The sequence below is a fragment of the Curtobacterium sp. B18 genome, from assembly GCF_000333375.1.
In the GTDB taxonomy this organism is placed as follows: domain Bacteria; phylum Actinomycetota; class Actinomycetes; order Actinomycetales; family Microbacteriaceae; genus Curtobacterium.
The window spans coordinates 1-10,946 of record NZ_BACZ01000019.1; the positions used below are offsets into that span (position 1 = coordinate 1).

Annotated in this window: 9 protein-coding genes and 2 pseudogenes; 7 read left to right on the plus strand and 4 right to left on the minus strand. The window is 71.3% G+C overall.

Going from position 1 to position 10,946, the window contains the following annotated elements; translation table 11 throughout:
- From I5E_RS00565 to I5E_RS00575, 3 genes and pseudogenes are all read left to right on the plus strand, one after another.
- Window positions 1-240, plus strand: a pseudogene (locus I5E_RS00565) (protein translocase subunit SecF); the annotation flags it as partial.
- On the plus strand, window positions 240-587 hold the full coding sequence (locus I5E_RS00570; protein ID WP_022905290.1) for a rhodanese-like domain-containing protein: 348 nt from the start codon (window positions 240-242) through the stop codon (window positions 585-587). The pseudogene I5E_RS00565 and the gene I5E_RS00570, both read left to right, overlap by 1 nt.
- A gap of 57 nt (window positions 588-644) precedes the next feature.
- Window positions 645-3,005 (plus strand): RelA/SpoT family protein, encoded by a 2,361-nt coding sequence (locus I5E_RS00575; RefSeq protein WP_022905291.1) that lies wholly within the window; start codon window positions 645-647, stop codon window positions 3,003-3,005.
- Here the strand turns inward: I5E_RS00575 and I5E_RS00580 are convergent.
- From I5E_RS00580 to deoC, 3 genes are all read right to left on the minus strand, one after another.
- Window positions 2,992-3,576 carry a type IV toxin-antitoxin system AbiEi family antitoxin gene (locus tag I5E_RS00580; protein WP_022905292.1) on the minus strand — a complete coding sequence of 195 codons (585 nt, stop codon included), beginning with the start codon at window positions 3,574-3,576 and terminating at the stop codon, window positions 2,992-2,994. The genes I5E_RS00575 and I5E_RS00580 overlap by 14 nt on opposite strands.
- Window positions 3,577-3,751: 175 nt before the next feature.
- Window positions 3,752-4,699 (minus strand): ROK family protein, encoded by a 948-nt coding sequence (locus I5E_RS00585; RefSeq protein WP_022905293.1) that lies wholly within the window; start codon window positions 4,697-4,699, stop codon window positions 3,752-3,754.
- Between the two features lie 125 nt (window positions 4,700-4,824).
- The gene (gene deoC / locus I5E_RS00590) at window positions 4,825-5,556 is read right to left on the minus strand and encodes a deoxyribose-phosphate aldolase (protein WP_022905294.1); all 732 of its coding nucleotides are present in this window, start codon (window positions 5,554-5,556) and stop codon (window positions 4,825-4,827) included.
- 42 nt (window positions 5,557-5,598) lie between these two features.
- On the opposite strand from deoC, the gene I5E_RS00595 reads away from it, so the two are divergent.
- The 4 genes from I5E_RS00595 (at window position 5,599) to I5E_RS00610 (ending at window position 9,832) form a co-directional block, all read left to right on the plus strand.
- On the plus strand, window positions 5,599-7,131 hold the full coding sequence (locus tag I5E_RS00595; protein WP_022905295.1) for an SDR family oxidoreductase: 1,533 nt from the start codon (window positions 5,599-5,601) through the stop codon (window positions 7,129-7,131).
- Window positions 7,128-7,712 carry a GDSL-type esterase/lipase family protein gene (locus I5E_RS00600; protein ID WP_031260853.1) on the plus strand — a complete coding sequence of 195 codons (585 nt, stop codon included), beginning with the start codon at window positions 7,128-7,130 and terminating at the stop codon, window positions 7,710-7,712. The genes I5E_RS00595 and I5E_RS00600 overlap by 4 nt, the downstream gene beginning before the upstream one ends.
- Window positions 7,712-8,161: a DUF6804 family protein gene (locus I5E_RS00605; RefSeq protein WP_022905296.1), complete on the plus strand. Its 450-nt coding sequence runs from the start codon at window positions 7,712-7,714 to the stop codon at window positions 8,159-8,161. The genes I5E_RS00600 and I5E_RS00605 overlap by 1 nt, the downstream gene beginning before the upstream one ends.
- Before the next feature lie 117 nt (window positions 8,162-8,278).
- Window positions 8,279-9,832 carry a stealth conserved region 3 domain-containing protein gene (locus I5E_RS00610; protein WP_022905297.1) on the plus strand — a complete coding sequence of 518 codons (1,554 nt, stop codon included), beginning with the start codon at window positions 8,279-8,281 and terminating at the stop codon, window positions 9,830-9,832.
- 286 nt (window positions 9,833-10,118) lie between these two features.
- On the opposite strand, the pseudogene I5E_RS00615 reads toward I5E_RS00610, so the two are convergent.
- Window positions 10,119-10,802: pseudogene (locus I5E_RS00615) on the minus strand (metallophosphoesterase); the annotation flags it as partial.
- Window positions 10,803-10,946: the final 144 nt, after the last annotated feature.

Here is a 10,946-nt window from a genome sequence, read left to right on the forward strand (position 1 = left end):
CTGCCCGTGGCGGCGATCCTCTTCATCGGGTCGTACGTCCTCGGGGCCGGCACGCTCCGCGACATCTCGCTCGCCCTGTTCATCGGCATCATCGTCGGGACGTACTCGACGATCTTCATCGCGTCGCCGATGTACGCGCACCTGCGTGAGAACGAGCCGAAGATCAAGCAGGCCGACGCCAAGAAGCAGGCCGCTGCCGCCAAGCGCCAGCGCGAGGTCGACGCGACGGCGGGCGTCTGATGCCGGCGGAGATCGTCGACGTCGACGTCGCCGAGGCCCGTCGCCGGATCGAATCCGGGGCGCGCCTGTTCGACGTGCGCGAGCAGGGCGAGTGGGACGAGGTCCACGCCGAAGCGGCGACCCTGGTGCCGATGTCCGAGCTCGTCGCCCGCTGGAAGGAGATCGACGGCGGAGACCAGCCGGCGATCATCGTCTGCCACTCCGGCGGACGCTCCGCCCGGGTCGTCGCCGCGCTCGAGCAGTCCGGTGTCCCCGCGGTGAACCTCGTCGGCGGCATGGTCGCGTGGGAGCAGTCGGGCGCCCCCGTGGTGCGCGACGCCCAGGGCGAACCGCGTCACGAGCACTGACCGGACACGCGTAGTCTTGTCGGATCGAGCTCGGACGGGCACCCCGGGAGGCGCAGCATGACGGACACACGTGAGTCCACGCCCCAGGACGCCCCTGCGCCGCGAGCCGGCCAGGACACCGGGTCCGCCAGCCGGCCCGGTTCGCCGCAGCGTCCGACGAGTCCCCTCGGTCCGAACACGACCGGCAACCTCGGCTCGCTCCGTTCGCTGCTGCCCCGGCTGTTCTCGCGTGCCCAGCCCGCGGGGGCCGTCGACACCCTGATCCGCACCGTCCGGTCGCACCACCCCAAGGCCGACGTCACGCTCATCGAGCGGGCCTACTCGGTGGCGGAGCGCGCGCACGACGGGCAGAAGCGCAAGTCCGGCGAGCCCTACATCACGCACCCCGTCGCGGTCGCGCAGATCCTCGCCGACCTGGGGATCGGGCCGATCACGATCGCCGCCGCGCTCCTGCACGACACCGTCGAGGACACCGACTACCAGCTCGACCAGCTGCGCGAGGACTTCGGCGACGAGATCGCGATGCTCGTCGACGGCGTCACGAAGCTCGACAAGGTCAAGTACGGCGACAGCGCCCAGGCCGAGACCGTCCGCAAGATGGTCATCGCGATGTCGAAGGACATCCGGGTCCTGGTGATCAAGCTCGCCGACCGCCTGCACAACGCGCGCACCTGGGGCTTCGTCGAGTCCACCTCCGCCACACGCAAGGCGAAGGAGACCCTCGAGATCTACGCGCCGCTCGCGCACCGGCTCGGCATCCAGATGATCAAGCTGGAGCTCGAGGACCTGTCGTTCGCGGTGCTCCACCCGAAGCTCTACGTCGAGATCGACAGCCTCGTCAAGGAACGCCAGCCGAAGCGCGAGCAGTTCGTCCAGAACGTCATCGGCACGCTCAAGAAGGACCTCAAGGCCGCCAAGGTGCGCGGCGAGGTGATGGGTCGTCCGAAGCAGTACTACTCGATCTACCAGAAGATGATCGTGCGCGGGCGCGAGTTCGACGAGATCTACGACCTGGTCGGCATCCGTGTCCTCGTGCCGACCGTGCGCGACTGCTACGCCATGCTCGGCTCGGTGCACGCGCGGTGGACGCCGCTGCCGGGTCGCTTCAAGGACTACATCGCGACGCCGAAGTTCAACCTGTACCAGTCGCTGCACACCACCGTCCTCGGGCCCCAGGGCCGCGCGGTCGAGATCCAGATCCGCACGCACGAGATGCACCAGCGCGCCGAGTTCGGTGTCGCCGCGCACTGGAAGTACAAGCAGCGCGCCGCCGGGCGTGACGTCGACTCGTCCTCGGCGACCGACCAGGACATGGCGTGGCTCGCGCACATCACCGACTGGCAGGCCGAGACCAGCGACCCGGGGGAGTTCCTCGACTCGCTGCGCTACGAGATCGGCGCGAAGGAGACCTACGTCTTCACGCCGCAGGGCAAGGTCATCGGGCTGCCGTCCGGCGCGACCCCGGTGGACTTCGCGTACGCCGTGCACACCGAGATCGGGCACCGCACGATGGGCGCCAAGGTCAACGGCCGCCTCGTCCCGCTCGAGAGCGCGCTGTCGAGCGGCGACGTCGTCGAGATCTTCACGTCGAAGAACCCCGACTCCGGTCCGAGCCAGGACTGGCTGACCTTCGTCCGGAGCCCCCGTGCCCGGAACAAGATCAAGCAGTGGTTCACCAAGGAGCGCCGCGAAGAGGCGATCGAGCAGGGCCGCGACGCGATCGCACGGGCCATGCGCAAGCAGAACCTGCCGCTGCAGCGCATCATGAGCCAGGACTCGATCTCCGAGGTCGCGTCCTCGATGCGCTACGACGACATCTCCGCGCTGTACGCCGCCGTCGGCGAGGGGCACGTCTCCACGCAGTCGGTGATCGAGAAGGTCCTCGGCAACGTCCAGACCGAGACCGAGACGGAAGAGCCGGAGCTCAGCTTCCCGCGCCAGGTCACGAGCCGGCAGCTGCGCAACAGCGACAGCGGCGTGCTGGTGCGGGGGGCACCCGACATCCTCGTCAAGCTCGCGAAGTGCTGCACCCCCGTCCCCGGCGACCAGATCGTCGGGTTCATCACCCGCGGTCAGGGCGTCTCGGTGCACCAGGCCTCGTGCACGAACGTGAAGTCGCTCATGAACGAGCCCGACCGCATGATCGAGGTCGAGTGGGCGCCGTCGTCGAAGTCGGTGTTCCTCGTGCAGATCCAGATCGAGGCACTCGATCGGTCGGGCCTGCTCAGCGACGTGACCCGTGTCCTCACCGACCACCACGTGAACATACTGTCCGCGACGGTCTCGACGTCCTCGGACCGGCTGGCGCTCAGTCGCTTCGTGTTCGAGATGGGCGACACGACGCACCTCGACCGCGTGCTGAACGCCGTGCGCCGGATCGACGCGGTCTACGACGTGTACCGGGTCAGCGCGGGCTGACCGGGTCGCTGCAGCCGCCGAGCCGCTGCACTGCCGCCAGTCGCCGCTCCGCCTGACGGACCATCGGGATCGTCCCGAGCGCCGCGAGGTGTCCGGTGACCTCGTCGACCGAGACGGCTTCGATCGCGAGGAGACCGGCCACGGCTCGGGCGTCCGCCGGATCGAACCCGCCCGGACGGTCCCCGGGGCTGCGCAGCAGGTCGACGACGGTGCGGAGCGGTGTGGTCACGCGGAGTCCACCGAGGACGACCGTGTCCTCGTCGGCGATCACGACCTCGCGGACGTGGACGGCGCCGTCGGTGTGCACGCGGACGCGGAGCGGCACACAGCCCTCGACCGGCGTCGGCGCGCGGGAGACGGCGCCCCAGATCCAGGCGGCCGTCCGGGTGCCGGCGATGAACCGTGCGTCGCCGAGCGACCACGCGGCCGCAGCAGCCCGGAGCGACGGCGTCTGCGGCTCGGTGGGGGAGGCCCAGCAGGCGCCGACCGCCACGAGCTCGCCGGCGAGGACGGCCGCCCGCAACTCGGCCTCCGGCCAGTCGTCGGTCGTCAGCAGTCGGGTTCGGGGCACCCGGACATCCTGCCCGACGCGCGCTCCGCACCGGCGCCGCCTGTGGAGAGGCTGCCGGACCCGTCGACGACGCGACCGTCTGCCGGACGGGAGGCGCGGGTCGGCCCCGCACCGCGCCTCCCGTCCGTCAGCTCCGACGTCGCGAGCACCGCAGTCGCCGTCCGGCGACGTCGGGTCAGCGCAGGACGTCCGCGCGGTGCACCAGCGCCGCGGCGCCGATGAGCGGGCCGTCCTGCGAGAGCCCGGTCGGGACGATGCGCACCTTGGTCACGAAGCCGAACTCGACGCGCTCCGCCACCGCCTCGCGCGCGTACTCGAACAGGTCGGGGGTGACGTGCGAGAACCCGCCGCCGATGGCCACGACCTCGAGGTCGACGAGGCTCGTGGCGGCCGCGATGGCCTGCCCGAGCGCACGGCCGCTGCGCTTGACCGCCGCCACCGCGATCTCGTCGCCGGCCGCGTACGCCGCCGAGAGCTCCTCGCCGGTGCTGCCCGCGAAGCCCTGCCGCTGCGCCCAGGCGACGGTCTTCGGCCCGCTGGCGATCGCCTCGAGGCACCCGGTGCCACCGCAGGCGCAGTGGTCGTCGAAGCCGCCGCACTCGACGTGGCCGATGTGCCCGGCGTTGCCCGTCGGGCCCGACACCGTCCGGCCGTGCAGGATCAGGCCACCGCCGACCCCGGTCGAGACGATCATGCCCATGACGTGGTCGGAGCCCTGCGCAGCGCCGACCCAGTGCTCGGCGAGGGTGATCGCGAGGCCGTCCATCCGGAGCGTCACGGGCGTGCCGGCGGGGACGTGCGCCGCGACGCGGTCCCGCAGCGGGTACCCGCGCCAGACCGGCATGTTGAGGGGCGAGACGAGGCCGTGCTCCTCGTCGACCGGACCGGCCGAGCCGATGCCGACCCCGACGAGCGCGGCGTCGGTCGGCAGCGCGGCGAGGGCCGCCGTCACGACCTCGTCGACCGCGGCCTGCAGTTCGTCGGACGTCCGGCCCGGGCCGGTCGGGCTGCGGAACCGGGTGGCCGGCAGGACGACGCCGGCGTCGGTGACGAGGGCCGCCTCGACCTTGGTGCCGCCGAGGTCGACGGCGAGTGCGAGGGCGGTGGGCTGGGTGGTGGACATGCGCGCTCCGATGCGGCGGTCGGGAGGCGCGGTGCCGGTCCTGGACGCGTCGTCGCGTCCGGCGGGCGCCGGCCCCGGTGGGGTCGGGTGGTGCTCTGGCGGTCCGGGGCTCGCGCCCCGGCAGGTCAGTAGGACGTGGTGTCGTCGCCGACGGAGGACGCGGTGCCGGTCTCGGCACGGTGCGCGACCTCGTCGAGGATGCGGGCCGAGGCACTCGTGCCGATGCGGTCCGCGCCGGCCTCGACCATCTCGACGAGGGTGTCGAGCCCGCGGACGCCGCCGGAGGCCTTCACCCCGGTGTCCGGGCCGACGGTGGCGCGCATGAGCGCGATGTGCTCCGCGGTGGCGCCGCCGCCGGCGAACCCGGTGGAGGTCTTCACGAACGCGGCACCGGCCGACTGCGCGGCACGCGAGGCCGCGACGATCTCGTCGTCGGTGAGGAACGCGGTCTCGAGGATGACCTTGACGACCGTGCTGCCCGCGGCGTCGACCACGGCGCGGACGTCGGCCTCGACCCGCTCCCAGTCGCCGGACTTCGCGGCGCCGATGTTCTGCACCATGTCCAGCTCGAAGGCGCCGTCGGCGAGGGCCTGCAGCGACTCGGCGACCTTGGCGCCCGTGGAGGTGGTGCCGTGCGGGAAGCCGATGACCGTCCCGACCCCGACGCCGGTGCCCGTCAGGCGCTCGACGGCGTGCGCGACGTCGCTCGGGCGGACGCACACGCTGAAGACGCGGTACTCGGCGGCCTCGTCCAGCTGGGCGTCGACGTCCGAGCGTGTCAGCTCGGGCTTGAGGATCGCGTGGTCGATGAGACCACGGACGGCATCGGCGGTGACGGAGAACGCTGCTTTGTCCACCCGGCAAGCCTACCCGGAGCCGAGCCGCGTACCGTGCCCCGCATGCGCGTCCTCGTCACCGGGGCCACCGGCTACATCGGCGGTCGCCTCGTCCCACGTCTCCTCGAAGCCGGTCACACCGTCCGGGTCTTCGTCCGCACCCCCCGCAAGCTGCAGGACGTCCCCTGGCACGACGACGTCGAGATCACCTCCGGTGACCTGCAGGACGCCGACGCCGTCCGCACCGCGGTGCAGGACATCGAGGCCGTCTACTACCTCGCACACGCGATGGGTGCCGACGGCGACTTCGAACGCGCGGAGCGCGACGCCGTCGAGACCATGGCGCACGAGGCGAAGGCGGCGGGGGTCCGACGGTTCGTCTACCTCGGTGGGCTGCACCCGGACGGCGAGCTCTCGAAGCACCTCCGGAGCCGCAAGGAGGTCGGCGACGTCCTGCTCGGCTCGGGCGTCCCGACGATCGCCTACCAGGCCGGTGTGGTGATCGGGTCCGGCAGCACCTCGTTCGAGATGATCCGGCACGTCACCGACGTCCTGCCGTGGATGCCGACGCCCCGCTGGGTCCGCAACTTCATCCAGCCGATCGCCGTCCGCGACGTGCTCTACTACCTCGTCAAGGCACTCGACATCCCCGCCGACGTGAACCGCACCTTCGACATCGGCGGGCCGGACGTCCTCCGGTACGGGCAGATGCTCAACGGCTACGCGGTCGAGGCGAAGCTCCCGCAGCGGGCGATCTCGGTCCTGCCGGTGCTGACGCCCGGACTCGCCGCGCACTGGTTCAACCTGGTCACCCCCGTCCCGCGCAAGCTCGCGACGCCGATCATCGAGTCGCTCCAGTTCGAGTGCGTCCAGCGCGAGCACGACATCGACGAGGTGGTCCCGCGACCGGAGGGCGGCCTCACCGGGTACCGCCGGGCCGTCCGGCTCGCGCTCACCCGCATGCGCACCGGCGAGGTCGAGACGAGCTGGCGGAACGCGACGCTCGCCGCCACGCCGGCCGACCCCCTGCCGAGCGACCCGGACTGGGCCGGGCACACCGTGTACGTCGACGACCGCAAACGGCACTCCGCGGCGTCGGCCGAGGACGTCTGGCGCGTCGTCGAGTCGATCGGCGGCGACAACGGGTGGTACTCGTTCCCGCTCGCCTGGGTCGCCCGTGGGTGGATGGACAAGCTCGCCGGGGGAGTCGGACTCAACCGTGGCCGGCGGGACCAGAAGCGCCTCGAGCAGGGCGACGCGCTCGACTGGTGGCGGGTCGAGCGCCTCGAGCGCGGCCGCTACCTGCGGCTGCGCGCCGAGTTCAAGTCGCCTGGGCGCGCGTGGCTCGAGATGACCGTGACCCCGGCGGACGACGGCGGCAGCGACTACCGGCAGCGGGCGATCTACTTCCCGCAGGGACTCGCCGGTCGCCTGTACTGGTACTCGATCCTGCCCTTCCACGGCGTGATCTTCCCCGGCATGGTCGAGCGCATCACGGCGGCCGCCGAGCGGGAGTCCGAGCACACCGAGTCGACGGGGCGGAACTGGACCCAGCAGAATGGGACCCCGGAACCCGTACACGAGGAGGCAGCATGACCGAGGAACGCACGAGCGTCCTGTTCCTGGGCGACAGCATCACCGAGCAGGGGTCGTGGGACGCCTGGCTGCCCGACGAGCGGACCGTCAACCAGGGCATCGGCGGTGACACGACCGACGGGGTCCTGCAGCGGCTCGACGCCGTCGTGGCCGAGCAGCCCGAGGTGATCGTCCTGCTCATCGGCACGAACGACTTCGGGAACCACCGCAAGAGCGTCGAGCACGTCGTGCGCGGCGTCGAGTCGGTGCTCGTGACGCTGCGCCGCGAGCTGCCCGGCGTCCGCCTGCTGCTCGTGTCGATCCTGCCGCGTCAGGCCGAGTACACCGCCAAGATCGAGGAGGCCAACCGCCACCTCCGCCAGTTCGTCGCGACCTGCCACGCCCAGTACCTCGACGCCTGGCCGGCCCTCGCCGACGGCGACCACCTCGACGACCGCTTCACCGACGACGGGCTGCACCTCACCGAGGACGGCTACCGCGCGTACGTCGCCGAACTCCTCCCGGCCCTCGAACGGGTCCGCGACCTCCCGCCGATGTCCCGGTCCATCCAGGCGATCGACCTCGACGGGGCCACCGCCTGATGGCAGCGCGGAAGGGTCGGCCACCGGCGGGTTCGTCCCTGCAGGGTGTCCCGACCGGCACGCCGGCTCGGCCGACCAGCACCACTGCCGGCAAGTCCGGGCGCGAGCTGCCGGGGTTCACCCGGCCCGCGCTGGCGCCGTCGCTCATCGCGGCGATGCTCCTGCTCGCCTGCCTCGCCGTGATCGACTCGTCCGCCTTCGTGTTCGCCCGGTGGGGTGTCTCGGTCCTCGCGCTCATCGTCCTGGTGTTCGCCGTCCGGGGTCGCACCTGGTGGGCGGCGGTGCTCATGGCGGCCGTCGCCGTCTGCTGGAACCCGATCGCGGTCGTCCCGATCCCCGGCGAGGTGTGGGCGGCCCTGCAGCTCGTCGCGGCCGCTCTGTTCGTCGTCGTCGGCATCGTCGTCACGGTGCCGCGCGAGACGGAGCCGACCCGCGCCTCCCGACCCTGACGCGCCGCCGCACACGCCCGGCCCGGACCGTGCGTCCCCGAGCGGACCGGAGTCCGCTCGGACGGTAGGATGAGGGGCCGGGCACCGAAGGCCCGCGCACTGATGCGAAGGGCATGGATGAGCAACGAGACCGAGCCGGTGACCGAGAGTCCTCTGCTGAACCCTCGACCGTCCTCCGGCGGTCTCGAACGTCCCGACGTCGTCGTGCGGAAGGGCCGTCTGACGCTCGTCAACGGGCACCTCACGCCCCAGCAGTCGATGATCGAGGACCTCCTGTTCCTCGACGACGCCCTCACCGCGGGCGACGTCGACCACCTGCTCATCCGCGGCAACGACCAGCGCCCGGTGATCGCGCTCGACGAACGCGACCGGCAGCGGGCGGAGAGCGCCGTGATGGCCGCCGCCGCCAACGAGCCGTTCTACGCGAAGCCGCCGGGCAAGCCCGCCGTGCTCGTCATCGACGACGGACTCGGCTCGGTCGACGAGCCCGTGCTGCGCGTGTTCCGACCGCGCCTCGAGCCGCTCGGACGCCTGCGCTACGGCGCCGAGACGAGCGTGCAGCTCGAGTTCTGGCGGGTCACCGACACCGAGGTCCTCGCGCCCGTCGAGAATGCCCTCATGCGACGCAGCCTGCCGATCGACGAGTTCGTGCTCGTCGACATCGAGCGGTACGGCCGCACCTGGCGCACCGTCGAGCACATGTTCGACGACCACGTCTCCGACATCCGGTTCCCCATCGACATCGTGTTCTCGTGGGTCGACGGCAACGCCATCGAGTACCAGCGGGCGCGCCAGGCGGCGCAGTCCGGGGCCGTCCTCGGCGAGGGCGACGACGCCCCCGCACGCTTCCGGCAGATCGACGAGCTGAAGTACGCGCTCCGCTCGGTGCACACCTTCGCGCCGTGGATCCGACAGATCTACATCGCCACCGACTCCCCGGCGCCCGCGTGGCTCGCCGACCACCCGAAGGTGCGGATCGTCCGCTCCGAGGAGTTCTTCGCCGACCCGTCCGTCCTGCCGACGCACAACTCGCAGGCCGTCGAGTCGCAGCTGCACCACATCCCGGGCATCAGCGAGCACTTCATCTACTCGAACGACGACATGTTCTTCGGCCGCCTGGTCGACCCGTCGGTGTTCTTCAGCCCGGGTTCCGTGACGAAGTTCATCCTCGCGACGACCCGGATCGGGCTCGGCTCGAACAACCCCGCACGCAGCGGGTTCGAGAACTCCGCCCGCGTCAACCGCCGGCTCCTGCAGCAGCGGTTCGGGGCGGTCACCACCCGGCACCTCGAGCACGCGCCGACCCCGCTGCGCGCGTCGATCATGACCGAGATGGAGCACGAGTTCGCCGACGAGTTCGCGGCCACCGCGGCGTCACGGTTCCGTGCGGCCGACAACATCTCGGTGACGAACTCGCTCTACCACTACTACTCGCTGCTCACCGGGCGCGCGATCGTGCAGGAGACCGCCGAGGTGCGGTACATCGACACGACGATGCAGTCCGGGCTGCGGGCACTCGGCGACCTGCTCAAGAAGCGGAACGCGGACTTCTTCTGCCTGAACGACGGCAGCTTCCCGGAGGTCAGCGACGAGGAGCGGACCGAGCGCGTGACGGACTTCCTCGAGAAGTACTTCCCGTTCCCGGCGCCGTGGGAGCGCGACGCGGGCTGACGGTCGGCTCGGCGACCGGTCCGCTGTCGTCCGACGACGGGCGTGTCGTCCGTTGCGCGCACGGAGTGATGCGTCTGCCACTTCCGACATGCCGCCTGTCGAACGACAACCGCGATGTCGCACGATGCACACGCCACCGATGCATGTGCACGTTCCGACATGACGCTCGTCGAGCGACGACCGCGATGTCGAATCATGCACACGCAACCACCCGCGGGCCGCGCTCGCACGATCGAGCCGACCCGCGCCTCCTGGCCCCGAACGGGGCGCGTCGGGCGCCCCGCCCTCAGCGGTGGACGGGGGAGACCGGTACCGAGTCGAGCGTGAACACCGGGATGCTCGACGTCACCGGCGCCGGCTCGGCCGCCGCAGGGATCGTGACGCCGGCCGCTGCGAGCCGCGCCTCGGTCTCCACTGCTGACACCGGCTCGCCGACCGTCGAGTAGTGCCCGATCGGCACGACCGAGTGCACCACGTTGTGGCCGTAGACGTGGACGAGGTTGAACGACTGGGCACCGTCCTGCCCGCGGGTCCCACCCTGGTACTCGGTGAGGTCCTGCGTGTAGCACGTGGCACTCGCCACCGACACCGGGATGCCCGCGAAGACCGCACTCGTCGAGTAGTGCAGGTGACCGGCGATGATCGCGATGACGTCGCTGCCCTCGACGACCTCGGCGAGGGCGTCCTGGTCACGGAGCTCGACGAGCACCGCGAGGTCCTGGACGCTCGGCACCGGCGGGTGGTGCATCGCCAGGATGGTGCCGTGCGGCGCCTGCTCGGAGAGCACCTCGGCCAACCAGTCGAGCTGTTCGGGGGAGACCTCGCCGTGGTGGGCGCCGGGCACGCTCGTGTCGAGGGTGATCACGCGCAGCCCGTTCACGTCGTACACGAAGTCGACCGGGCGGTCGGTCGGCTGGAGCCCGAACAGCTCCTGCCGGAACGCACCGCGCTCGTCGTGGTTGCCCATCGCCCGATCAGCCGTTCGCCTGGGACACCTGGTCCTGGGCGGTCTTGAGCGCGGTCTTGATGTCGCTGTCAGACACCGAACCGCCGGTGGCGATCTTGGCGAACATGTCGTTCATCGCCTTCCCGACCGTGGACTCGAACTGGTCCT